Raw genomic sequence first — 23,279 nt, 5'->3', positions numbered from 1 at the left:
GCTGCGGTCGAAAGTGGCGTTATCGAATGTGTATCAAGCTGCTAGCCAGACACACTGTGATACACGTGACGCACGGTCGGGCCTGACACGCGGCTCACCCGGAAACGACGCCGACAGAAGGACAGATCGACCCAGTCTTGAGCCGATCTATCAATGCCGGTTAGAAGTGCCAGTTCTCAGCGTGAACGACACGACAGAATGGGCCCGCCAGGGTTGCATTGTGATGAGCGACGATATTTTCGGCTTTCAACGCAGGGGTGTCGGTGCAGGTATGACCATCGGCGATCAGCACTGCATCGAACCCAAGATCTCGTGCGGCGCGGCAGGTGCTGTCGACACAGTACTGGGTCTTCATTCCAGCAATAACCACGCCTTGAGATCCACAAGCTTTTAGCCGATCGGCCAGGTCAGTCATGGCGAAAGCGTTGGGGCGGCTTTTTTCGAAGACCACATCGTCGCCTTGTAGCAGGAGTTCCTGCACCAGTTGCGTGAACGGGCTTCCAGGTTCGATAGGCGAGCCCGGCGGACCTACGTGGCGAGCAAGAAAAACTGGCGCGCCTGCTTTCCGGGCTTTGCTCAGCAGGCTATTCAAAGTGTTTAGCAACGCTTCGCCCGCCCAGGGTTTATCCGGGCCATGAAACAATCCAACCTGCATATCGAGAATCAACAGTGCATACATCGTGCTTTTCCTTGCGTTTGGACCAGCGACACAAGGGCAAAAGAAAAGGCCCTATCCATCACTGGCGGGCCTTTTGAAGTTCGTGCGTTATTGGCTCACGACACCTCTCACGACCCGCCTCGGGCGGTCGTGGTAGTGGTGGTCGAGGCAATGCGTGGCTGATTCATAGAGCTGACAGTATCTGCCCGGTACCTGGTTGGCAAGAGGGCGCATCCATGCGCCAAACGACAAGTCTTAGCGCTTGATCAAGGAAATCTTGGTTCCTTCGATGCTGATCCCGGCCATTAACCCCTGCTGGTCGAAAATGAACGCGTAGGCATCGTCCTTCACAGTCGTGCTGGACAGATTTTTCGCCACCCCTTCATCAACCATTACAACAGTGGGGCCTACGCCGATTTCCCAACCCTTGGATTTACGTATGTAGTCCACGGCTTTGTCGGTCATCAGGAAAACCGCATAGCCATACGACTGGGCACCTGCCTGCAGCCCCCAGGACCCGGTTACGGAGTTGTAATAATTCTCTACTTTCTTGCCCTCCAACAACACGCCTTCGCCATAGCTGCCGCCAAACACAAGGCCCGCCTTGATGATTTTCGGGAAGACAAGAATCGCTTTGGCGTTGTGCGAAATGCTTTCAGCAAATGGCGTGGACTTGTAGAGCGTTTGCAACGCTTGCCGAGAGTCGACATCCAGATCCTCGGCGGTTGCCGCACCAGCAGTGTTCAAGAAGCTCGCCGATGCCAGTGAAGCTGTCGCAAGGACGATCGATAGGAAGAACCGCATTGACTGAGTCATTTTAGTACTCCGATACGGGAGCATTGGATGTGAGCAGCAGCCAGCACCTGCCCTCGGCAGAAATCCGAGCCTGCTGAAATTATCCCGCGCACCCTAAAGTGTGTGAACTCCTGGCTTCGCCCTTGAGTGAAGCAGGCCAGAGGCCTTTGATCATTGGCGACGTCATCACCTGCTTTGACCTCTGTGTATCAGCCGGGTTCGTCGTCAGAAACTGCGATGGCAGAGAACAGATACTGTTAGTTCTGTGGAATGTCGCAAGTAATGGGGAAGACCACTGTTTTACTGAGGAACTCGGTCAAACAACCAAAAGCCGCAGCAGGCAACCGTAAACAAAACGGGTGTCATCAACGAAATGCTCAAGCGTCGCGCAATGGCGCCTTCGTGCCGCTTGATTTTAGAGGAGGTGCAGCATGGACCGATTCACCGGTGGTTGCCTGTGCGGCAACGTTCGAATTGAGGCGTCGGGACTCCCATACCGGGTCGGCCTTTGTCATTGTCTTGACTGCCGCAAGCATCATGGGGCCCTTTTTCATGCCTCCGCGGTGTTCCCTCAGGATGCGGTGACGATCGATGGCGAAACACGCGACTACGCCGGGCGGTTTTTCTGTCCCCGCTGCGGCTCGTCCGTTTTCGCCCGCACCGGCGACGAAATCGAAGTGAACCTGGGATCCCTGGATGCCCCTGACCAACTGAAGCCAACCTACGAAAGCTGGATCATCCGCCGCGAATCCTGGTTGCCGCCGTTTCCGCTCACGCGACGATACGAGCGCGATCGTGACGCCACGGGTCGCTTTGAGGAGTAGGTCGCATGCACGGCGCTCGGTCTCACCAAACTGAACGGGCTGGTGGGGCGCTTCAAGTCGTAGAGGCAGCTGAGACCGGTGCGGCAGCCCCAGAGAAGTACAGCTAAGCTCTCCTGCAATGTGGTGACAGAGAAAACGTCACCCTAGGGATGCCAACATCTGGCAAGGGAGCCGCTCGCCATGAGTGCCGAACAGAGTCACTACCACCGGGCCACCATCCTGGTGGTCGACGACACGCCTGATAATTTGATGCTGATGACTGACCTGCTCAAGGATCGCTACCGGATCAAAGCCGCCAACAGTGGTGAGAAGGCCCTGCGAGTGCTGCAGGGCGACTCGCTACCAGACCTGATCCTGCTTGATGTCATGATGCCGGGGCTGTCCGGTCACGAGGTGGCGAGCCTGCTCAAGCATGATCCGCGCACCTGCGACATTCCAATCATCTTCCTCACCGCCCTGGCGGCGATCGAGGACGAGATCCATGGCCTGGAATTGGGCGCCGTCGACTACATCACCAAGCCGATCAGCCCGCCGTTGGTTCTGGCACGGGTGGATACTCAGATCAAGATCAAAGCCGCGGCGGACTTCCTGCGCGATCAGAACGACTACCTGGAACAGGAGGTGGAGCGCCGTACCCGCGAGGTGATGGCCATCCAGGACGTAACCATCCAGGCCATGGCCTCACTGGCGGAAACGCGCGACAACGAGACTGGCAACCATATCCGGCGCACTCAGCATTACGTGAAGGTGCTGGCCGAACAGCTGCGTGACCATCCTCGTTTCAGGCACTTTCTCAACGACGAGACGATTCGCCTGTTGTTCAAGTCGGCACCGTTGCATGACATCGGCAAGATCGGCATTCCTGACCACATCCTCCTCAAGCCGGGACGCTTTACCGAGGAGGAGTTCGAGATCATGAAGACCCACACCACGCTAGGGCGTGATGCCATCCAGCATGCCGAGGATCAACTGGGCATTCGAGTGGACTTCCTCTGCCTGGCCAAGGAGATCGCCTACAGCCACCAGGAAAAATGGGACGGCAGCGGGTATCCGCAGGGGCTGGCCGCTGACGACATTCCCATCAGCGCCCGGCTGATGGCGGTGGCGGATGTCTACGACGCGCTGATCAGTCGACGGGTGTACAAGCAGGGCATGCCCCACGAGGAGGCCGTCGAGATCATCCGCCAGGGGCGAGGCTCGCACTTCGATCCGGACGTCTGCGATGCCTTCCTGGCCAATGTCGGACAGTTCCAGGCCATTGCCGAACGCTTCGCCGACAGCGATCAGGACATGGCCAGGCAATTGGCTGCCTTGGAGCGTATCGCCCAAGACCCTTGAGCAAAGTGCTGCAGGCGGTCTTCGCTAACTTCTTCATTGTGGTCACTGGGGATATGCCATGGTCAGATTGCGTACCCTGCTTGAGCGTCTTGCACTTCGCCACAAGCTGATCCTCGGCTTTGCCGCTTTACTGGTGCTGGTGCTGGTACTCGGCGTGCAGAGCTTGCGCACCCAGCAATCACTGAAGCAGGACATGCAGAATCTCTATCTCCAGGAGTTGGTCGGCATGGAGCACCTGCACGAGGCGCGGGTGCAGCTACCACATCTGGTGCAGGCGCTGCAACGTGCCGTGGGTACGAACAGCGCCGACATCCGTATCGAATCACTGCAGCAACTGCGTGACACTCAGCACCGTCTGCAGCAGGCTCTCGCCCAAGCCAAACCAACCCTCAGGCTCCAGGAGAATCTGGAGCGCCTCGCCGAGTTCGACGTGCTTTTGCAACAACTGCAGAGCGATAGCGAGCGAGCCTTTCAACTGATCGACCAGGGCCGCCAGGGCCAGGCGTTGCTGCTGCTCAACAGCAGCGAGTTCCAGCGCCTCGATCAGCAGGCAGATGCTCTGTTGTACGCAGTCGCCCAGATCAAGGAGGGCTCGATTCGCGACACAGCCAAGGAGATTGCCGACTTTGCCGATCGCAGCACCACGCTCACATACATCCTGCTCCTCGGTGGATTGTCGCTGACGCTGCTGCTGTCCTGGCTGGTCAGCCAATCGATCCGCAACCCGCTCAACCGGGTGCGAGTCGCCGTGGACCAACTGGCCGCAGGAAGGCTCGACCAACCGATTCCGCATACCGACCTGCACAACGAGACCGGTGACCTGGCGCGGGCGATTGCCAAACTGCAGATCGAGTCTCAGCAGTTGGAGCGCCAGCGCTGGATCAAGGCACAGACAGCCCAGTTGCAAGTCGATCTGCAGCAGGCGGAGACACCCACCGAACTGGCGCGGGTGTTTCTGCATCACATGGCGAACCAGCTCGGCATCTGCCAAGGGGTTCTTTATAGCGTACAGGAGGGCTCCACCAGACTGCTGCTGATGGGCAGCTATGCCACCGATTCCGAGCGACCACCGGAGGAGCAGGTCATGTTCGGCGATGGCCTGTTGGGGCAGTGCGCCGTCGATCGTCATGCGCGCCAGCTGCAGGAACTGCCGGAACGGTTCTGGCATCTGCGCTCGCAGCTCGGCGAGGTTGCGGCCACTTGTCTGCTGTTGCAGCCTATTCTGCGTGGCGAGCGGCTGCTGGGCGTGCTCGAGCTTGCCAGTTTGCAGCCGTTGGGGGAGCGCGAGTCGCTGCTGTTACAGGAAGCCACTCCTCGCTTGGCTGCGGCCATGGCCATCCTGGAGCGCAGTCAGGCGGTCCAGGCCCTACTAGCGGAAACCCGTCGTCAGGCCGATGAAATGGCGGGGCAGGCACAGTTGCTGGAGCGACAGGCGCAGGAGCTCGAAGCCCAGCAATCCGCACTGCGCTCTACCGAGACCTGGTACCGTGGGATCATCGAGGCGGCACCGGACGGCATGCTGGTGATAGACGCTGACGGGCACATCCTGCGGACCAACCGGCAGTTGGACCAGTTGTTCGGCTATACCGCCGGCGAACTGGTCGGCGAGGCCATCGAGCGTTTGGTTCCAGTGGCGAGTCGGGGGCGTCATGTGGAGCTGCGCAACGGCTTCATGGCGCATGGCAACACTCGACAGATGGGCGCCAATCTGGACGACCTGCAGGGTGTGCGCAAAGACGGCAGCATGTTCTCGGTAGAGATCGGCCTGTCGCGCCTGCCGAGTCTGGAGGGGCGCGGGATATGCGTGTGCGCTTCGGTGCGCGACGTCAGTGAACGTCGCCAGTTGCAGGCGGCGCTCAAGGTCAGCGAGGCGCAGCTGCGCGCGGTACTCGACAGCAGCCCGGTGGCCATGCTGATCAGGGATGTCGACGGCAGCCCGACCTACTGTAACCCGCAGTTCGAAAGCCTGTTCGGCACCCGTCTCGCTCAACTCGATGGGGTGGATTCGGGGCGTTTCTGGGTCGATCAGCAGGCACACCGATGCTTCGTCGCGGCGGCGGCGGAAGGCGAAGTGCTGAACTTCGAGGCGACCTTGCAGCGTACCGAGGGTGAGCGCTTCGAGGTGCTTGTTTCGGCGGTGACGCTGGAGCTGGGTGAACGGATCATCTGCGCCAACTGGTACTTCGATATCACCGATCGCAAAGCCGCCGAGGCCGAGGTGCAGCTCGCGCGGGAGATTGCCGAGGAGGCGACTCGGGCCAAGAGCGATTTCCTGGCCAACATGAGCCACGAGATCCGCACGCCGATGAACGCCATCATCGGAATGAGCCACCTGGCCTTACGGACCGCGCTGGACCACCGGCAGCGCAACTACATCGAGAAGGTGCACCGCTCGGCGGAAAATCTGCTGGGGATCATCAACGACATCCTCGACTTCTCCAAGATCGAGGCCGGCAAGATGCACCTCGAATACATTCCTTTCCACCTGGAGGACGTACTCGACGGCTTCGTCAGCATGATTGGCCTGAAGGCCGAGGACAAAGGCCTGGAGCTGCTGTTCAGCACCCCAGCCGAGCTACCGACCGCGTTGATCGGCGATCCGCTGCGCCTGGGTCAGGTGCTGATCAACCTCGGCAACAATGCGGCGAAGTTCACCGAGCAGGGCGAGATAGTGGTCGGCGTGGAGCAACTGGGCGGTGGCGAGGAGCAGGCGCTGTTGCATTTCCAGGTGCGCGACAGCGGCATCGGCATGAGCGCCGAGCAGTGCAGGCGGCTCTTTCAACCCTTCAGTCAGGCCGACAGCTCCACCACTCGCAAGTATGGTGGCACTGGCTTGGGCCTGGCCATCTCCAAGCACCTGGTCGAGCTGATGGGCGGACGCATCTGGGTGGAGAGTGAACTCGGCCGCAGTTCCACCTTCCATTTCGAGGTGAGCCTCGGTGTGCAGCGTGACGCCCAGCCGCGGCGTATGTTTACCGCCGACGAGCTGTTGGGCATCCGTGTGCTGGTGGTCGACGACAACGCCAGCGCGCGCGAGATTCTCTCCAGCATGGCTCGCAGTTTTGGTGTGGAGGTGGACGTGGCGCAGAGTGGTCGCGCCGCGCTGGGCATGCTAGTGGAGGCCGAACGCAAGGCGCTGCCCTATGACCTGGTGCTGATGGACTGGCGCATGCCCGGCATGGACGGCGTGGAGACGGTGCGGCAGATGCACGCCGTCAATCTGGCGCAAACGCCGTCGGTGATCATGGTCACCGCTTTCGGTCGCGAGGAGGTGCGGGAGGAGGCCAGCCGGCACGGCGTCCAGCTGCCGGTGGTGCTGACCAAGCCGGTGACTCCGTCCACTCTGCTGGAGGCTATTGGCACGGTGCTCGGAAAGATCCCCCAGGCCGACACCCGGGCCAGCGAGCGATCTGGACAGAGCGTCAGCGCCATGACTAGCTTGCGCGGAGCGCGCCTGCTGCTCGTGGAAGATAATGAGCTGAACCGCGAGCTGGCCTGCGAGCTGCTGGAGAGCGCCGGCATCGAGCTGCGCATAGCCACCCACGGCGAAGAGGCGCTCGACCAGCTGGAGCGCGACGCAGATATCGACGGTGTGTTGATGGACTGCCAGATGCCGGTGATGGACGGCTATACCGCCACCCGCAGAATTCGCGAGCAGCCGCGTTGGGCTGAACTGCCGGTGATCGCCATGACTGCCGACGCCATGGCGGGGGATCGCGAGCGGGCCCTGGCCTGCGGCATGAACGACCACATCTCCAAACCGCTAAATGTCGAGGGTATGTTCGTCACCCTGGCCAAATGGATACATCCCAGACCCGGTCGTACCGTCCATGTGACCGAAGTCTCGCCGCTCGCCACGGTTGCCCCCGTGGGCCTGCCCTCTGACCTTCCCGGTATTGATCTGGCGGCTGGCCTGGCCACTTGCATGGGCAAGGTCGAGCTCTACCTGCGCTTACTGCGCAAGTTCCGCTCCAGCCAGAGTGCTTTCCGAGCCGAGTTCCTGGTCGCCCGTGGTGATGGAGATCCTTCGGCGGCGACACGCCTGGCCCATACCCTGCGCGGAACTGCGGGCAACATCGGTGCCAAGGTCGTCGCGAATGCTGCCACCGCCCTGGAGCAGGCTTGCCTGACCGGTGCGACGGAAGAGGTCTTGGCTGATCGCCTGGTGGCGGTCGAGCGCTGCCTGGATCCGGTGCTGGAAGGGCTGGCGGGGCTAGCCGAGTCGGAGTCAGCCACCGAGCCGGTGCCTGCGCCACATTCCGGCGCTGAGTTACAGACGCGGTTGGCCCAAGTCAGGGACCTGCTGGCCGAGAGTGACACCGAGGTGCTCACTGCCCTGCACGAATTGCAGGGGCTGGCGTCAGACCCTCGGGTGGCCGAGCAGCTGCGTCGGGTCGTCCAGCATGCAGAACGCTTCGATTTCGACCAGGCCCTGGAGCTACTGGAGAACCTGACCTGATCTAGTCAAAGGATAACGGTGAGCGCTCCATATTCATACTTGGCACAGCGGTGGGCTCACAGTCACCAAGGGCAGCCATCAACTGCTTGAACGTCTGTGTCGCGACATGACTCAATGAACAAGCTCGACTAACCACGCTGTTGTTTGACGCTATTTATAATGCTGCTCAAACACCGCTACCTGCTCCGGCGTGATCAGCTGAAAGGGCACCCAGACATCCGTCTCGACCGGCTCTCCTTTGATCATTTTGATGGCCGCTTGCAGCGCGCTGGTCGCTTGCGCTTTGGGGTCTTGAAACACGGAGGCTACGAGCATCCCGCGCTTGATGGCCGCCAAGCCGTCAGGCAGGCCATCGATGCCGACAATTGCAATCTCGCCCTTGGCTTTGCCGGCTTGCTGCAGGGCCATGGCGGCACCGATGGCCATCTCGTCGTTGTTGGCCACGATGGCATCGAAGCCGGTGCCGGCCAGCAGCCAGTTGCTGGTCAGGTCCATCCCTTTGTTGCGCTGCCATTCGGCACTTTGTTGTTCGACGATCTTGATCCCGGGATAGTCCTTGAGCACCTGTTTGACGCCTTCGGTACGGTCATGCGTGGAGTTTTGCGCGAGGTCGCCCATGATGATCGCGATGTTGCCTTTGCCCGCCATCTTGTCAGCCAGGTAGCGCATTTGCAGTTGCCCGGCCTCAACGTCGTTGGACGCCACCGTCACCACGCCTTTGGGCAGGACGCGTTCGTCTGGATGGCGGTTGACGTAGACCAGCGGTATTTTTGCTTCGACGGCGGCGCGCGTCATGTTGGCGGTGGCGGCAGTGTCCACGGGCAGGACGATGACCGCATCCACCTTCTGGCCGAGAAAGCCCTGAATCTGATTGAGCTGGCGAACCACATCGCCCTGGGCATCCTCGAACTGGATCTGGACGTTCTCCTTCCTGGCGGCATCTTCCAGGCCGCTGCGCACATAGGTCATGAAGTTGTCGTCAACCCTGGCAATGCTGACGCCGATGCGATAGTTGGCGGCGGCCCATTGGCTGAAGAGGAATAGCAGCGTGGCAAATAGAAGAGTGCAGCGACGCATGATGGTTTTTCCTTTTTTGTTATGAGTTGAAATTCATCAAGATCAAACGTGAGGGTTTCTGGCGCTCTCTGAATCAAACCCGCCGAGAGCGCCAGCGTCCTCAATCTAGCGTGAAGGCTTGCCGAAAGCGTTCAAGTGCCGCTTCGCTGTCGCCGCTGGCCCAGCCCTCAAGCCCGACGACACCGGTGTATCCCATGCGGAACAAGGCTTTGGCAATGGCCGGATAATGGATTTCACCGGTGCCGGGTTCCATGCGGCCGGGGACATCGGCGACCTGAATTTCCCCGATGGCGCTGCCGGCGCGCTGGATCAGTTCGATCAGGTTTCCTTCGCCGATCTGGGCATGGTAAAGGTCCAGGTTCATCTTCAAATGAGGGCTGCCCACGGCCTCGATCAGCGCCAGAGTATCGTCGGCGCGAGCGAAGGGAGTGCCGGGGTGGTCAACCTCGGTATTGAGGTTTTCCAGCAAGAATACCCGACCAGCGTCTTCGCCCAGGCGAGCGATTTTTTCCAGGGTCTTGCAGGCGCTCAGCCACATGCGTCCGGTGGTGTGGGCCACGGGTTTGACCGGCATGCCTTTGTCGCCCAAACCGGTACCATGCAGATTGAGACTCGGGCAATTCAGTTGTGCGGCGACGGCGAGCGATTCTCGTGCGCTGTCGAGCAGGTGCTGGATGTCTTCGGGGTCGGTCAGGTTGCCCGAGATGTAGCCGGTCATGGAGGTGAAGTCAGCGCCCGTGGCGACAAGGGCCGCAATGTCTTTCTTCGTCCAGTCCCAGAGTTCGGCGCTGAAACCCAGCGCGTGAATGCGTTTGACGCGCTCTGTGAATGGCAGATCGAGGAAGACCATCTCGGCACTGATCGCCAGTTTGAACGGTATGAAACTCATGAATGGGCTCCTTGCACGCGCACAGGTTTGCCCTGTTGGAAGGACTCGATACACGCGCGGGCAATGGCCAGTGCAGCCCGGGCATCTTCACCGCTGGCGAGTGGTTTTTCGCCGGTGCGCAGGCAATCGACAAAGTGATTGAGCTCGGCCACGTAGGCATCACGCAGCAGGTCGGTGTCCATGCGCTGGGTGTCGGCCTGGATGCCATTGGCCAGATAGCGCACAAGGTCAGAATCATTGAGGCCGCCCATGGTCAGCATGCCAGCGCTGCCGAAGACTTCCCCTCGAACATCGTAGCCATACACGGCCTGGAAATTGGCCTCGGCCGTCGCGATGGCGCCGTTGTCGAAACGGATAGTGACCACGGCGGTGTCGAGGAAGCCCTTGGCCTTGTAGTCCGGTGCAATCAGGGCATCGGCCATGACAAAAACCTCAACCGCTTCGGCACCGGGATTGAGGTAGCGCAGGGTATCGAAGTCATGGATCAGGGTTTCGAGGAAAATCACCCACTGCGGCGAGGCAGCCGGATTATTCAACGCTGGGTCGCGGGTCAGCGAGCGCAGCAGTTGCGGGGTACCGATGCGACCGGCGACCACGTCCAGATGGGCAGCCCGGAAGCTTTTGGCAAAGCGGCGGTTGAAGCCGACCTGCAGCGGCACGCGTGCGTCGGCGGCTGCGGCGATGGCGCGGTCGGCCTCGTCGAGGGTGATGGCCATGGGTTTTTCACAAAACACGCCTTTGCCGGCGCGGGCTGCACTGATCACCAGTTCTGCATGGCTGCGGGCGGGGGCGGCGATCAAGACAGCGTCGATTTCCGGGTCATCGAGCAGTTGCTGTGGATCGGTATAGACCCGTTGTACACCCAACTCTGCGGCCAGGCGCGCGGCTTGACCGGGTGTAGGGTCGGCGATGGCGGCCAGGCAGGCGTCAGGAATGTGTCTGGCGGCAGTCAGGCCGTGAAAGCTGCCCATGCGGCCAGCACCGATGAGACCCAGGCGGATGATCTTGGACGTACTCATGAAATGACTCCCTTTTATTGTTGTTCAATGACTCGCAGCAGGAATGTTCTCGCTGGCGTTAATCAAAGGAGCAAGGGCTGTGCCAATATTTAAGTCATTGATATTTAAGGGATTAATTAATAATCATTGAAAAATGTGTTCATTCGCATGACATGTCTACACTGACATGTCTAAAACGTGAACATATAAGCGGATCGATGATGATGAGCCCACAGCTAACAGCCTTCAGCGCGCAAGACCTCGATTACATCACCGCGCTCGGGCCTGCATCGTTGAACGAAGGACCGATCGCCGAGCTCGACCAGGCATGGCTGTCTTGCCTGAAAGGGCGCATCGATCGACCTGTCGGGGTCCGGCAGGTTATTTGGGATTCCTGGCTGCGCAGCGTCAGTACTGGCCTCGATCCTGAGGATGGCGAATACCGGTTTGTCGCCCCCACCGTTCTGGCTGCAACGCTGGCGGCCAATCGTGCCTTGATCTCGGCGGCGGCGGAGGTCATGAAGGGATTGCTGGCTTACAACCCCAGGGGCCATATCAATCTGACTGATGCCGCAGGCACGACCCTGTATTTCTGCGGTCTGGACCTCACGCCTGTGGGCAGTCGGCTGCTGGAGTCAGTGCAGGGCACCAACTGCACCGGGCTGGCGATTGCCGAAGATCGCTTGGTGTATGTGCTGGCCGAGGAAAACTTCGGGATCGGCCTGCGTCGGCGGCGCATGCATTGTGCTGCCGCGCCGATCAGGGATGCGCAGGGCAGGACGCTGGCCATGCTGACCTTGACCGCCGAGCCGGGGTGGTTTCATTTCCATACGCTGGGCACCGTCCAGGCGGCGGCCGAAGCGGTCTCGCGGCAGATGGCGCTGCAAGCGCTGCTGGAAGAACAACAAACCGTCCTCGAAGTGCTGAACGAGGGCCTTGTGGTGCTGGATGAGCGGGGCTGCATCAAGGCGCTCAACCGCTATGCCCGGCAATTGTTCCGCGTCGGCCGGGACCTGTTGGGCAGCCCGTTCCAGCGTCTGGGTCAGAGCGAACTGACCGATGAGATTCTGCTGCGCGGCGGGGAAGGGCAGCAGTTAGAAGGGATAAGAGATCTGGATTGCACGTTTGAGTTGCATGATCGCAGCCTCTTGGCGTGTCTGGTGTCGGTGTGCCCCCTGGAGCAGGGTGGGCGCATTGTTTCGTTGCGCGAGAACAGGCGCATCCGGGAAATTACCCGGCGGATTATCGGCACTCAAGCCAGCTACACCTTCGAGACCATTCAAGGCAATTCGCGAGCCATACAAGACGCGTTGCACCTGGGACGGATTGCCAGTCGCAGTGACTCGACCACGCTGATCCTGGGTGAAAGCGGTACCGGCAAGGAGCTGTTTGCCCAGGCAATCCATAACGCCAGCGACCGTTGCAGCGGTCCTTTTGTGGCGGTCAATTGCGGGGCCATTCCGCGAGATCTGGTGCAGAGCGAACTGTTTGGTCATGTCGAGGGCGCCTTCACCGGGTCGGCCCGTGGAGGCTCTGCCGGGAAGTTCGAATTGGCCGATGGCGGAACGATCTTCCTCGACGAAATCGGTGACATGTCTTTTGATGCCCAGGTCAGCCTGCTGCGCGTTTTGCAAGAAGGTGAGGTGACTCGCGTGGGCGCGAAAAAATCGCAGCAAGTGGATGTACGCATCATCGCCGCCACCCACCGCAACCTGAGCCAGGCGGTTGCCGATGGCGCCTTCCGCGAGGATCTTTACTACCGGCTCAACGTGCTGAACCTGACGGTTCCGCCGCTGCGGATGCGTCGGGAAGATGTTCCATTGCTGGCGCGACATTTTCTCAATCGTTGCACCCGGTCGCTGCGCAAATCGGTGCAGGGCATCTCGCCAGAGGCGCTGGATATTCTTTCGGCCTACAGCTGGCCGGGTAATGTTCGCGAGTTGGAAAACACCATCGAACGCGCGACCAATCTGGCGATGACCGAACTGATCCAGCCAGCTGATCTACCGCTTGAAATCAAGCAAAAGCTGCGTCCGCCGGTGCCGGGAAGTGTGCCCGAACCCCTGGCTGCCCTGGACCTTGGCACCCATGAAATGAATGCGATCATCGCGGCCCTCAGGGATACCCGCGGCAACATCCGCCTGGCCGCGAGGCAGCTGAATGTTTCTCGTGGTGGGTTGTACAACAAGATGAATCGGTTCGGGCTGAGTGCCGATGCTTTTCGTTCGGAACCCAACCTCTGAGGACGATCACGCTCGGGCGTTTTCTGAGGTGATGATCTGCAACGGAATATGGATTCGATGCCGTATCGGATCGAAGTCCGGCGTGGTCTGCAGCTCGACCAGCAAATCGACCAGCGCGGTTGCCAATAATCGTGGCTGGGAGTCGATCACCAGGCTGATCAATCCCTGATCCAGCGCTTGTCGCGACAGCTCGGTCGACTCCTGCAGAATGCAGCACAGCGACGGCTGCTTCGGCAGTTGCGACAGGGCATTGATGACCCCGTCGCCGCCACCGCCGACCACGCACAAACCGCGCAAGTCGTCATGCCGTGCCAGCAGGTCCAGCGTCGCCTCTTCAGTGATGTCGCAATTGTCCAGATTGATCACCGCTTCCAGCAGCCGCAACCCCGGAGCGCGCTCCGCCAGGTAGCTGCGCAGCCCCTCGACCCGCGCCTGATGGCCAAGAAAACGGTGACCACCGAGCAACACCCCGACACTGCCTTTGCGGGCGCCACAGGTGTGAGCCATCAGCCAGCCCATGGTACGTCCGACCTCGTGATTATCCTGGCCGACGTAAGGCTCATCCGCCGCCTCATGAATGTCCGACAGCATTGCGATCACCGGCACGCCGGCCTCTCTGATCTGCGCGATGGCGGCATTGATCAGCGGATGCGCGAAACTGACCACCGCCAGACCATCGCACTGCACCGCCAGTTGCTCGATCTGGGCAATGATCGAGCTGGGCGTGCGATCGAAAACGTACTCGAATTGAATGCTCAGGTTGGCGCCAGCCTGACGCTGCGCCGCCTCGGTGATGGCGGCGGCAACGTTGCCATAAAACGCCTGGGCGGTGCCGAGCAAGAGGATGCCGAAACGATAGGTGGGACGACGTTCGCGGATCCGCTGACCGATCAGCCTGGCGGCGAAATAACCGACCGCTTCGGCGGCCTGGAATACCTGCTCGGCGGTGTCCGGGTTGACCGGAGCCCGGGCGTTGAGCACCCGGTCCACGGTAGCGACACTCAAGCCAGCGTGCTCGGCGACCGTGGCGATGGTGGGGCGTTTAGTGTTGTTCATGGCAGGTCCCGCAAACGCTTTGATAGAAAACTATCAAGCTTCAATGGGCCTGGATGATAGCTTGATAGGGAATGTATTCAAGGGCTTGAGGGTGATTTCTGCGCTCTCTATATTTTCTCCAGCGATGTGATCCCGCGTCGAAAAGTGCCTGAAACAATCAAGCTTGCGGAGAACAATAAAATGCCTGAACAAAACGCAGCCTTTGAAAACACCGGTAAACCCGTGCCTCGGGATTATCGATTGACCGGCCCCGAAGCCGCCCGAGCGGCGCAAAAAGGCCTGGTATCGGCAAGCTGGTACCAATCCCCCATTTCTCGTAAACGCATGAAGGAACTGATGCAGCGCCGCGATGGCCCGGCCTTGCTTGATACCGCGATCTGGCTGTCGGCGATGGTCGTCACCGGGTTCGGCGGTTACTGGTTTTGGGGCTCCTGGGCCTGCGTTCCGTTCTTCTTCGTCTACGGGATGCTCTACGGCACGGCATCCAATGCCCGTTGGCACGAAGCGGGTCACGGTACAGCGTTCAAAACCCGCTGGATGAATGATGCGGTCTATCAGCTGTCGAGCTTCATGTTCATGTTCGAACCCCAAGTCTGGCGCTGGAGCCATGCACGACACCACACCGACACCGTTATCGTCGGCCGCGATCCGGAGATCGTCGAACCGCGTCCGCCAAGCCTGATAAATATGGTGCTGAGCCTGTTCAGAATGCCTTACGCGTTGAAGACGATGGGGTCAGTCTGCAAGCATGCGGTAGGGCGGATGGGTGAAGAAGAACAGACGTTCATCCCTGAGTCCGAGTGGCCCAAGGTGGTGAGGGACGCACGCGTCTGGCTGGTGATTTATGGGCTTACCGTAGGCGCTGCGCTGTACATGCAGAGCTGGTTGCCGCTGATGTTTATTGGTCTGCCGACGCTCTATGGCGGTTGGCTGTCCTACCTGTTCGGCCTGTCGCAGCATGTTGGCCTGGCTGAGGACGTACTCGATCACCGCAGCAACTGCCGCACGATTTACATGGGCCCGGTGCTGCGCTTCATGTACCTCAACATGAACTATCACCTTGAGCACCACATGTATCCAATGGTGCCTTTTCACGCGCTGGCGCAGCTTCACGAGGAGATTCGCAACGACTGCCCGCCGCCTTACACCAGTCTGTTCGAGGCCTTCAAGGAGATCCTCCCGACCATCTGGAAGCAGCGCAAAGACCCGACTTATTTCGTCTCTCGTCCTTTGCCACAACGCGCAGCGCCGGCCGCCAACGTCCAGGCAGAACCTGAAGTAACGCCGGCCTGACATCCAATAGGCACAACCCCTGTGGGAGCGGGCTTGCTCGCGAAGACGGCGTCACAGTCAACATCGATGTCGCCTGATACACCGCTTTCGCGAGCAAGCCCGCTCCCACATGACACCTTCCTGTGTGTACCACTACAAGAGAAAACGCCATGACCGATCAATGGATCGATGTATGTGCCGTGGACGATATCGACGATGAAGATGTCATTCGTTTCGACCATGGCCAGCACACCTATGCCGTCTACCGCTCCGCCGACAGCGAGTTTTTCGCCACCGCGGGCCTGTGCACCCATGAGTCCATCCACTTGGCCGATGGCCTGGTGATGGAGCATGTCATCGAGTGCCCCAAACACAACGGGCGTTTCGATTACCGCTCCGGCAAAGCCCTTGGCGCCCCGGTGTGCGTCAACCTCAAGACCTATGAAGTCCGGGTCGAGGCGGGGCGTGTGCTGCTCGCCATCACGGTTTAACTGCGCGGAGTCTTTGCCATGAATCCTGCCAATGCTCCACTGGTTATCGTCGGCGCCGGGCATGCGGGTGGCCGCGCAGCCCTGACCTTGCGCGGCGAAGGTTATAGCGGTCGCCTGATTCTGATAGGCGACGAGTCCCACCCGCCCTATGAACGTCCGCCGCTGTCCAAGGGGCTGTTGCAGGGCACGGTCGATCTGGCGGGTTACAGCCTGTGCGACACCGCTCAGCTAGCCGATCTGGACATCGAACACCTGGCCGGCAACCCGGTGAAATGCCTGGATCCGCAGCAGCATCGTCTGCAGTTGGCCGACGGCAGCTGGCTACATTACGCCCGGCTGTTATTGGCGACGGGAGGGCGGTCGCGCAGACTCGCCTCGGTGCCCGAGCATTTGCTCAATGTGCTTTATTTGCGTACTCATGACGAAGCCCTGGCACTGCGCGCGTCGTTGCAGCCTGAGGCCCGGGTGGTGATCATCGGCGGCGGCTTTATCGGGCTCGAAGTCGCCGCCACCGCCCGTGCCTTGGGTTGCACGGTGACCTTGCTCGAGGCCGGACCGCGTCTCGCGGGGCGAGTATTGCCGGAGCAACTGTCCAGTGTCCTGCTGGACCTGCATCGCAGTCAGGGCGTGGATGTCCGGCTGAATGTGGCCATTGAGGCGGTGCAGGGCGCTACTCATGTTCAGTCCGTGCAACTGGTCGACGGCGAGTTGCTGCCCTGCGACTTGGTGGTGGTGGGCATCGGCATGCAACCCAACACTGAACTGGCCGCGGCCGCAGGACTCGAGGTCGGCCAGGGCATCCGCGTCGATGCCCAACTGCGCACCAGTGCGCCAGACATCTTTGCCGCGGGCGATGTCTGTGAGTTTCGGCTGCACCCGCAAGGCGTTTTCCAGCGTCAGGAAACCTGGCGCAACGCCGAGACTCAGGGCCGTCACGCCGCTCTGAATCTGTTGGGCGGCGAGCTGCCCTTCGAGGTCATTCCCGGTTTTTGGTCCGATCAATACGACTGGGGATTGCAGACCGTGGGCGTGATCGCAAACACGCAACCCACCGCGAGCCGGCCAACCCCCGGTGGCGGTTTCCTGCTGTTCTACCTTGATTCCGAGCAACGTTTGCAAGGCGCTTGCGGCTGGGGGCAGGGGAATAGCATCGCCAAGGACATCAAGCTTTGCGAACGGCTGATCGCTCACCATAACCCTCTCTCGGTTGACGCTCTGGCCGACGCCGATGTACCGCTCAAACAACTGCTGAGGAACTGACATGCGTGAATTCCTGGTCTTTCAGTCCCAGTGGGCCATGCAAGATCACCGCGGCCAATGCGACCTTCCCCTGGAAGCGCAAGTGGAGAAAATCGCCGCCGCCGGCTTCGACGGGATCACCGACCATTTCTGGGTCGCGCCACATGCCGCTCGCCTGCATGCCGCCGCCAAGGCGCAGGGCCTGCGAATCGAAGGGCAGGTGTTTCCCCGCACCGTGGATGATCTGGCGGCAGCGATCGATGTCGCGTCCCGCTACGGCTGCCACCACCTCACGCTGCAAGCAGACGTGAGGCCGCGCACGCTGAAGCAAGCTATCGAACTGATCGAAGGCTGGCAGCGTCTGGCCGAACAGGTGGACTTTCCCGTTCTGCTGGAAACCCACCGTTATCGCCTCACCAATGACCTGTTGTTCACCCTCGATATTCTCGCTGAAATGCCCGATCTCAAACTGTTGGCCGACTTGTCCCACTATGTCGTGGGCCGCGAACTGCCAGAGTTGGCCACTGCCGAGGACGACGAACAGATCCACACCATCCTGCGCCACAGTTGGGGTTTTCATGGTCGTGTCGCTAACGGCGAACAGGTCCAGGTGCCCCTGAGCTTTGCCCAGCATCGACCCTGGCTAGAACGTTTCCTGGGCTGGTGGCGCTATGGGATCGAGGATTGGCTGGCCCGGCCGAACACACCTGACAGCTTGTCATTCACTTGTGAACTCGGCCCACCGCCTTATGCCATTACGGGTGCCGACGGACGCGATATCACCGATCGTTGGGCCGAGGCGCTGATGCTTAAGGATGTGATGCGTGAGGTTTGGGATGACTGCCGGGCACGGTCAAATGATGGGGGCTGATTTAACGTTGTGTTAGTACGCCCGGGTGCTCACTACCTTACCGGTGGCTGCATCCTCCAGCCATACTTCCAGCCGATTGAGGCCCACGTACCTTGAGCGTGCCATTATTTTCTGGCCGGGTTTGCCGTCGAACTTCAGGTCCACGAACAGGAAGTGACGGGGTAGACGGTATTCCAGTTGGATGGTGTAGGTGCCCGGCTTCAGCACCGCTCGCTGCGGGGAGTCGTTCTTGTAGTAGTACGTGGAGAACGGGATGTTGCCGACTTTTTTGTCGTTGATCTTTATGATGTTCAAGTCCGGCTGGAGATCGGCATAGTGACGCTGGACCCTGCCCGCATAAGTATCGGTTTCGACCACGGTATAACGCGACTCGTCACCCACCGTGACGGGGTCGATGTTGGAGTACGCGGGCATTTCCGCACAACCGTGCAGGCACAACAGTGCGATGACAAACGGCAGGAAGATCTTTCTCATTAATAGAACCTATTATCATCCAAAAAAGTTAACGGCATTTGTCGTGTTCGGGTTTGGCAGACCGTTCAGACGTGATTGCCCACCCGGCTAAACCCGGGACGACGCGCATCTGCAAAATAGCCGCACAGCGCTGCCATACATTTGATTCAGAAGCGCTCGATACCGCACTCTTGGTGCTGGTGGCCACCCATGTAGTCGCTGCATCTAGAAGCGTGTCTTGGCCTCAGTCTCGATGACTGCTTAACGCACAACATCCACTGCAGTGAACGTGTACACGCTATTCGATTTGTCCCACGTCGACTCCAGCGTCAGGGAAACCCCCAAGTCCTCGATAAAGGCATTGGAGGTTTTACTGGTGCCCTGTTCGCACTCAAGCGCGATGGCATCACCGGTCAGCGAGGCGAATACTTGCCGGGCAGGGAAGCGCTGACCCACGGTGCAAGTCGTCGACAGCTTCATGGGTTTGTCGGTTGGCCGGGCAGGTACTTCTTCCATGACCAGGCGAGCGCTCAACGTCTGGCCGGGGCCCCAGCTCGTCGGGGCCTTAACCTCAAGTTCGCGGGTGAGCAACACGCGTCCATCGCCTACGCCGTTCATTTTCGACTTCAACTGAATCAGGCCCGCCTGGGTGAGACGCTCGACGTGGAAGGCTTTGCTGTAGATCTCATTCTTCTTCAGCAAACCGCCGTCTGCGGTGTACTCAACCGTTACCGGACGATCCTTGATGGCATTGCCGGTCCTGGTGGCGTAGGTGTAGCTCAACGTTTTGAATTTCGGTTTGAGCAGAGGCGAGTCGAGGCGCTTGAGCACGTCTTGCGGTACGGCGATATCAGCAAAGCTCGTCTCTGGTTGTGGCTGAGGATAATCAGCCGGCGCGATGTCCGGGCGCAGTTGGGCGAGCATCGCACCGTCAACGGCGCCTTGCACGGAACAACTGACCCGCGACTGAGTGCCCTGTTTGCCTTCCGCCTCGACGATCAAGATGCGTTCCGCACGTTTGCTACCCGGCGCCGTGCCTGGCTGCGGCCGGATGACTCGCCATTGGTCACCGATCTTGAGTTCACTGCGCACATAGGACGAGCCTACATTCTGCAGTTGCCCGGGTTGCTCCATCAGCGGCGCGAGGCGCTTAGCCACTTCGTCTATGCCGCCTTCAACAATGAAGCCCCAGAAATAGTAGTGACCCAGTTGGCCGAGGTCGCTGCTCTCGTCGACATAGGACAACAGTTTCATACCGGCAACGATCGGCGTACCGCGCAGAGGCACCGAATTTTCCGGGCTGTTGCCGCGGTTTTTGACGGTTATCCACGCCGCATCTTTTTCCTGCTTAAGCGGCGCAAACGCCCCCCAGGCATCGCGGTGGGTGTTCAGGCTGGCGAAGAAACTGGCATCGCAGCGGGTAAAAGCCTTGAGCGTTTCGGTCAACGCGGCATCGCTGGCTTGGGCGACGGTGGGCAGGAGCAGAGCGCAAGCGAGGATCAGAGCAGGGGACGGCAACTTCATCGAACGTGATGTCCTTATCAGTGGGCTGTGCAGAGTGGCGGCATATGGCCATTATCCAGAAATTGGTGGAATTTTCCACTACGCTTTGGGTGTGGTATGGGCCGGATGAGTACAAGCGAGTTCTTGCAGTGTGCGAGGCAATTGCGGGACTTACCTTCTTGGCGATGAACGCCGACGCGCAGCGAGACGCAATCCCTTACGTCGAACGCCTTCGCAATTGCGCTGGACTGACTCCAAGGCGTTGCTTGAAAGCGGTTGTCATGTGCGCTTGGGAGTTAAAGCCGCAGGTGAGTGCGATCTCCGACAGGCTGGCGGTCGAATCGCGCATCGATGCTCGGGCTTTGGCCAGGCGTCGGTCGATTAGATAGCTATGGGGGCTCTTGCCCGTCGCGTTCTTGAATGCGCGCATGAAATAACCTTCGGACAATTCAAGCAACCCCGCCATTGCCTGTATACCCAGTGGGCCGTCGAGGCCAGCATCTATGAATTCATCAAGCAGGCGCATCCGGCTGCCGGTTATAGAGTCTTGGGGCGGCGTCGGCGACGCGTCGATGCCCTCCGCCCGTTCAGCCAATGCGAGTGCCCAGGCTTCACAGTCGTCCTCCACGGAGTTCTGCAACAGCGCGCGGCGCATTCGCAGGGCGAGGTTAACGGCTGGCTGATCAATGCGATTGTTGAATGCCCGGTCACTCAGCAATGAAATACCGTCGGTGCGCATGACCCGCAGGTATTCACCGCCGTTGGGTGACTCGGACAACACATCACAGCCTGCGGGGACGAACGCCAACCCATTGGGCATGGCATCGAAGGGGCGCACTCGGTCGCTGCCGATGGCGTGCAAACCTCGTTGGCTGTCGAAGGCAAAGCCGATCGCTGCCTGGGTCGCAACATATCGGGTCGCGTAGCCGGCGCCGGGTAGCAATTCGATCGCCCACGGCCCTGCCTCGACACGACGAATCGGTTCAGGTGCGAGCGAGGGCTGCAGACGGTTTCGAAGGCTCATGAACACCATAGTAGTGAAGAGGGGGCGTAAAAGTCAGGTCAGTTTTTTGAAAGCCGGCGTGACGTTCCCATGCCTAGACTGGGAAAAGCCTCAGGAAGACAACTCATGCACAAACTGACTCGCGACGATCTCGAACAAGCTGCCCGCCACGTATACCAAGTCATGCCTGCCACCGCCCAATACCCTTGGCCATTGCTGGCTGAGCGGTTAGGTTGCACTGTCTGGGTCAAACACGAAAACCACACACCTACAGGCGCTTTCAAAGTGCGGGGTGGCATTACCTTCTTGCACTGGCTGCGGCGCGAACATCCGGGCGTGAAGGGCATTGTCTCCGCTACGCGCGGCAACCATGGTCAGAGCCTGGCGCTGGCGGCCAGCACGCTGGGTTTGAGGGCTTTGATTGTCGTGCCGGAAGGTAATTCGCTAGAGAAGAACAATGCCATGCGCGGCTTTGGCGGCGAAGTGGTTGAGTGTGGTCGCGATTTCGACGAGGCCCGTGAAGAGGCCGCACGTCTGGCGCAGGTGCATGACCTCTACCTGGTGCCGCCGTTCCACACCGAGTTGGTCAAAGGTGTGGCCACGTATGCGCTGGAGCTGTTCATCGCTGCGCCGGATCTGGATACCGTCTACGTGCCGATTGGCTGTGGATCGGGGATCTGCGGGGTGATCGCCGCCCGCGATGCGCTCGGCATGAAGACCCAAGTGGTGGGCGTGGTTTCCAAAGAGGCTGCGGCGGCGAAGTTATCGTTTGAAGCTGGGGCAATCTGCGAGACCGCCTCGGCAAATACCTTTGCGGATGGCTTGGCCGTGCGTAAGCCAGTTCCCGATGCGTTCGCCATTTACGGGGCCGCTTCGGCGCGAATCGTCTCTGTCAGCGAGGGCGAGATTGCCGAGGCCATGCGCGTGTATTACACCGATACCCACAACCTTGCTGAAGGGGCAGGTGCGGCTGCGCTGGCAGCGCTGATTCAGGAGCGTGAAATGATGCTGGGTAAAAAGGTGGCTGTGATTCTGTCCGGCGGGAATGTTGACCGGTCGGTGTATGCGAGCGTGATTGGGTGATTGAGAGCTAATGACTTCAACCCGCCTCGCGTGCCGTTTAGCCAATTACTAACGAAGAGCGCGGGCCCATCCCGTGTCCAACGTCCACAACCCAAACAGCCATTCGCAATCAACAGGACGCTTACCCTGGAATGCCAATGGCAGTCAGCTTGTTCTAGATCGATGACGACTCAGACATCTCCACCAGCAGTTGCCCAAATGTATTGGCCGCAGGCGTCTTTCCTGTGATGCTCCATATCAGTCTGAAATCAGCATCCAGCAGCGGTGGCAGGCCATATTGCCCGTCAATCACCACCATGCCGGGCTCTAGATCTCCCAACGGTAGCGCGGTGACGGCAAGCCCTGCCAATACCGCCGCCCGCAGTCCTTGTTGACTTGGAGAGGTAAAGGCGACCCGCCAATCCACGGTGGAACTCGCTAATGCCTCTACGGCCACTTGCCGGTGCATGCAGGGCGCTGGTGCAAACGCCAGCGGTAAAGGGGCCTCGCCGGTAAAGTCGAAACTCTGCGCCGCAGCCCAGACAAACCGGGTTTCGCGCAGCACGGTACCGCCGGCCTGACTGCCCGGCAATGTCATGACCACGGCCAGATCGAGCCCATCGGCATCGACCTGCGCGCGCAGATCGAGGTAGGTGCCAACGGTTACATCCAGACGTACTGCGGGAAATTGTCTGGCGAACCGAGTCAGTAACGGCGGCAAGCCGTCGCCGATAAAGTTTTCTGGCACACCGAAGCGCACGGTCCCGGATACCGATGACGTTTCGAAACGCCGGGAGAGGGCGTCTTGCGCTCTGAGGACATGTTCGGCATGACGCAGAAAATCTTCGCCATCTTCTGTCAGCGTCAAACGTCGGGTGGTACGCACCAGTAGGGTGGTGCCGGCCTGTTCTTCCAGGCGCCGGATCTGATGACTGATCGCTGACTGGCTTAAGTGCAGCCGTTCTGCGGCACGAGTGAAACTATCGGTCTCCTTGATCGCGACAAAAGCACGTAACAGAGCTGGGTCGAAGTCCATTTAGTCCACTCA

General features: G+C 60.0%; 19 protein-coding genes. 9 read left to right on the top strand and 10 right to left on the bottom strand.

Features of this window, described 5'->3' with window-relative positions:
- Positions 1 to 160 precede the first annotated feature (160 nt).
- Both TU81_RS09755 and TU81_RS09750 read right to left on the bottom strand, forming a co-directional pair.
- Positions 161 to 679, bottom strand: a complete 519-nt coding sequence (locus tag TU81_RS09755) for an isochorismatase family protein (protein ID WP_048394763.1) — start codon at positions 677 to 679, stop codon at positions 161 to 163.
- Positions 680 to 913: 234 nt separating this feature from the next.
- Positions 914 to 1,474 carry a lipid-binding SYLF domain-containing protein gene (locus TU81_RS09750; RefSeq protein ID WP_038983780.1) on the bottom strand — a complete coding sequence of 187 codons (561 nt, stop codon included), beginning with the start codon at positions 1,472 to 1,474 and terminating at the stop codon, positions 914 to 916.
- Between the two features lie 410 nt (positions 1,475 to 1,884).
- Between TU81_RS09750 and TU81_RS09745 the strand changes: the two genes are divergently transcribed.
- The 3 genes from TU81_RS09745 to TU81_RS09735 all read left to right on the top strand — a co-directional run bounded on the left by TU81_RS09745 (position 1,885) and on the right by TU81_RS09735 (position 8,074).
- Positions 1,885 to 2,277 (top strand): GFA family protein, encoded by a 393-nt coding sequence (locus TU81_RS09745; protein ID WP_038983779.1) that lies wholly within the window; start codon positions 1,885 to 1,887, stop codon positions 2,275 to 2,277.
- Positions 2,278 to 2,457: 180 nt separating this feature from the next.
- Positions 2,458 to 3,615: an HD-GYP domain-containing protein gene (locus TU81_RS09740; RefSeq protein WP_048394761.1), complete on the top strand. Its 1,158-nt coding sequence runs from the start codon at positions 2,458 to 2,460 to the stop codon at positions 3,613 to 3,615.
- A 58-nt stretch (positions 3,616 to 3,673) separates the two neighbouring features.
- The gene (locus tag TU81_RS09735) at positions 3,674 to 8,074 is read left to right on the top strand and encodes a response regulator (RefSeq protein ID WP_048394759.1); all 4,401 of its coding nucleotides are present in this window, start codon (positions 3,674 to 3,676) and stop codon (positions 8,072 to 8,074) included.
- A gap of 150 nt (positions 8,075 to 8,224) precedes the next feature.
- On the opposite strand, the gene TU81_RS09730 is transcribed toward TU81_RS09735, so the two are convergent.
- The 3 genes from TU81_RS09730 to TU81_RS09720 form a co-directional block, all read right to left on the bottom strand.
- Complete coding sequence (locus TU81_RS09730; protein ID WP_048394758.1) at positions 8,225 to 9,151, bottom strand: sugar ABC transporter substrate-binding protein; 927 nt, start codon at positions 9,149 to 9,151, stop codon at positions 8,225 to 8,227.
- A 100-nt stretch (positions 9,152 to 9,251) separates the two neighbouring features.
- Positions 9,252 to 10,040: a TIM barrel protein gene (locus TU81_RS09725; protein WP_048394754.1), complete on the bottom strand. Its 789-nt coding sequence runs from the start codon at positions 10,038 to 10,040 to the stop codon at positions 9,252 to 9,254.
- Complete coding sequence (locus TU81_RS09720) at positions 10,037 to 11,059, bottom strand: Gfo/Idh/MocA family oxidoreductase (protein ID WP_048394752.1); 1,023 nt, start codon at positions 11,057 to 11,059, stop codon at positions 10,037 to 10,039. Before TU81_RS09720 ends, TU81_RS09725 begins: the two co-directional genes overlap by 4 nt.
- Before the next feature lie 203 nt (positions 11,060 to 11,262).
- On the opposite strand from TU81_RS09720, the gene TU81_RS09715 reads away from it, so the two are divergent.
- Positions 11,263 to 13,281, top strand: coding sequence for a sigma-54 interaction domain-containing protein (locus TU81_RS09715; protein ID WP_048394750.1), 2,019 nt, complete (start codon positions 11,263 to 11,265; stop codon positions 13,279 to 13,281).
- A gap of 6 nt (positions 13,282 to 13,287) precedes the next feature.
- Here TU81_RS09715 and TU81_RS09710 read toward each other — a convergent pair whose 3' ends face one another.
- The gene (locus TU81_RS09710) at positions 13,288 to 14,337 is read right to left on the bottom strand and encodes a LacI family DNA-binding transcriptional regulator (protein ID WP_038983772.1); all 1,050 of its coding nucleotides are present in this window, start codon (positions 14,335 to 14,337) and stop codon (positions 13,288 to 13,290) included.
- A 180-nt stretch (positions 14,338 to 14,517) separates the two neighbouring features.
- Between TU81_RS09710 and TU81_RS09705 the strand changes: the two genes are divergently transcribed.
- The 4 genes from TU81_RS09705 (at position 14,518) to TU81_RS09690 (ending at position 18,210) form a co-directional block, all read left to right on the top strand.
- The gene (locus TU81_RS09705; protein WP_048394748.1) at positions 14,518 to 15,630 is read left to right on the top strand and encodes a fatty acid desaturase family protein; all 1,113 of its coding nucleotides are present in this window, start codon (positions 14,518 to 14,520) and stop codon (positions 15,628 to 15,630) included.
- Between the two features lie 149 nt (positions 15,631 to 15,779).
- Positions 15,780 to 16,100 (top strand): MocE family 2Fe-2S type ferredoxin, encoded by a 321-nt coding sequence (locus TU81_RS09700; protein ID WP_038983770.1) that lies wholly within the window; start codon positions 15,780 to 15,782, stop codon positions 16,098 to 16,100.
- Positions 16,101 to 16,118: 18 nt separating this feature from the next.
- Positions 16,119 to 17,360, top strand: a complete 1,242-nt coding sequence (locus TU81_RS09695) for an NAD(P)/FAD-dependent oxidoreductase (RefSeq protein WP_048394746.1) — start codon at positions 16,119 to 16,121, stop codon at positions 17,358 to 17,360.
- A gap of 1 nt (position 17,361) precedes the next feature.
- On the top strand, positions 17,362 to 18,210 hold the full coding sequence (locus TU81_RS09690) for a sugar phosphate isomerase/epimerase family protein (protein ID WP_038983768.1): 849 nt from the start codon (positions 17,362 to 17,364) through the stop codon (positions 18,208 to 18,210).
- Between the two features lie 12 nt (positions 18,211 to 18,222).
- Here TU81_RS09690 and TU81_RS09685 read toward each other — a convergent pair whose 3' ends face one another.
- From TU81_RS09685 to TU81_RS09675, 3 genes are all read right to left on the bottom strand, one after another.
- On the bottom strand, positions 18,223 to 18,684 hold the full coding sequence (locus TU81_RS09685; protein ID WP_038983767.1) for a hypothetical protein: 462 nt from the start codon (positions 18,682 to 18,684) through the stop codon (positions 18,223 to 18,225).
- A 240-nt stretch (positions 18,685 to 18,924) separates the two neighbouring features.
- On the bottom strand, positions 18,925 to 20,187 hold the full coding sequence (locus tag TU81_RS09680) for a hypothetical protein (protein WP_038983766.1): 1,263 nt from the start codon (positions 20,185 to 20,187) through the stop codon (positions 18,925 to 18,927).
- A gap of 196 nt (positions 20,188 to 20,383) precedes the next feature.
- Positions 20,384 to 21,199 (bottom strand): helix-turn-helix transcriptional regulator, encoded by an 816-nt coding sequence (locus TU81_RS09675; RefSeq protein ID WP_048394745.1) that lies wholly within the window; start codon positions 21,197 to 21,199, stop codon positions 20,384 to 20,386.
- A gap of 96 nt (positions 21,200 to 21,295) precedes the next feature.
- Here TU81_RS09675 and TU81_RS09670 point away from each other — a divergent pair, with 96 nt between their 5' ends.
- Complete coding sequence (locus TU81_RS09670; RefSeq protein WP_048394743.1) at positions 21,296 to 22,252, top strand: threonine dehydratase; 957 nt, start codon at positions 21,296 to 21,298, stop codon at positions 22,250 to 22,252.
- Between the two features lie 154 nt (positions 22,253 to 22,406).
- On the opposite strand, the gene TU81_RS09665 is transcribed toward TU81_RS09670, so the two are convergent.
- On the bottom strand, positions 22,407 to 23,267 hold the full coding sequence (locus TU81_RS09665) for a LysR family transcriptional regulator (protein ID WP_048394741.1): 861 nt from the start codon (positions 23,265 to 23,267) through the stop codon (positions 22,407 to 22,409).
- Positions 23,268 to 23,279 lie beyond the last annotated feature (12 nt).

Source organism: Pseudomonas lini (assembly GCF_001042905.1).
Classification (GTDB): domain Bacteria; phylum Pseudomonadota; class Gammaproteobacteria; order Pseudomonadales; family Pseudomonadaceae; genus Aquipseudomonas; species Aquipseudomonas lini.
The sequence above is the reverse complement of the archived record's forward strand: the minus strand, read 5'-3'. Positions and strand labels throughout refer to the sequence as shown.

Bases quoted from the DNA above. Each gene is read 5' to 3' on its own strand.
- TU81_RS09755 (WP_048394763.1), bottom strand. From the start codon at position 679: ATGTATGCACTGTTGATTCTCGATATGCAGGTTGGATTGTTTCATGGC.
- TU81_RS09750 (WP_038983780.1), bottom strand. From the start codon at position 1,474: ATGACTCAGTCAATGCGGTTCTTCCTATCGATCGTCCTTGCGACAGCT.
- TU81_RS09745 (WP_038983779.1), top strand. From the start codon at position 1,885: ATGGACCGATTCACCGGTGGTTGCCTGTGCGGCAACGTTCGAATTGAG.
- TU81_RS09740 (WP_048394761.1), top strand. From the start codon at position 2,458: ATGAGTGCCGAACAGAGTCACTACCACCGGGCCACCATCCTGGTGGTC.
- TU81_RS09735 (WP_048394759.1), top strand. From the start codon at position 3,674: ATGGTCAGATTGCGTACCCTGCTTGAGCGTCTTGCACTTCGCCACAAG.
- TU81_RS09730 (WP_048394758.1), bottom strand. From the start codon at position 9,151: ATGCGTCGCTGCACTCTTCTATTTGCCACGCTGCTATTCCTCTTCAGC.
- TU81_RS09725 (WP_048394754.1), bottom strand. From the start codon at position 10,040: ATGAGTTTCATACCGTTCAAACTGGCGATCAGTGCCGAGATGGTCTTC.
- TU81_RS09720 (WP_048394752.1), bottom strand. From the start codon at position 11,059: ATGAGTACGTCCAAGATCATCCGCCTGGGTCTCATCGGTGCTGGCCGC.
- TU81_RS09715 (WP_048394750.1), top strand. From the start codon at position 11,263: ATGAGCCCACAGCTAACAGCCTTCAGCGCGCAAGACCTCGATTACATC.
- TU81_RS09710 (WP_038983772.1), bottom strand. From the start codon at position 14,337: ATGAACAACACTAAACGCCCCACCATCGCCACGGTCGCCGAGCACGCT.
- TU81_RS09705 (WP_048394748.1), top strand. From the start codon at position 14,518: ATGCCTGAACAAAACGCAGCCTTTGAAAACACCGGTAAACCCGTGCCT.
- TU81_RS09700 (WP_038983770.1), top strand. From the start codon at position 15,780: ATGACCGATCAATGGATCGATGTATGTGCCGTGGACGATATCGACGAT.
- TU81_RS09695 (WP_048394746.1), top strand. From the start codon at position 16,119: ATGAATCCTGCCAATGCTCCACTGGTTATCGTCGGCGCCGGGCATGCG.
- TU81_RS09690 (WP_038983768.1), top strand. From the start codon at position 17,362: ATGCGTGAATTCCTGGTCTTTCAGTCCCAGTGGGCCATGCAAGATCAC.
- TU81_RS09685 (WP_038983767.1), bottom strand. From the start codon at position 18,684: ATGAGAAAGATCTTCCTGCCGTTTGTCATCGCACTGTTGTGCCTGCAC.
- TU81_RS09680 (WP_038983766.1), bottom strand. From the start codon at position 20,187: ATGAAGTTGCCGTCCCCTGCTCTGATCCTCGCTTGCGCTCTGCTCCTG.
- TU81_RS09675 (WP_048394745.1), bottom strand. From the start codon at position 21,199: ATGGTGTTCATGAGCCTTCGAAACCGTCTGCAGCCCTCGCTCGCACCT.
- TU81_RS09670 (WP_048394743.1), top strand. From the start codon at position 21,296: ATGCACAAACTGACTCGCGACGATCTCGAACAAGCTGCCCGCCACGTA.
- TU81_RS09665 (WP_048394741.1), bottom strand. From the start codon at position 23,267: ATGGACTTCGACCCAGCTCTGTTACGTGCTTTTGTCGCGATCAAGGAG.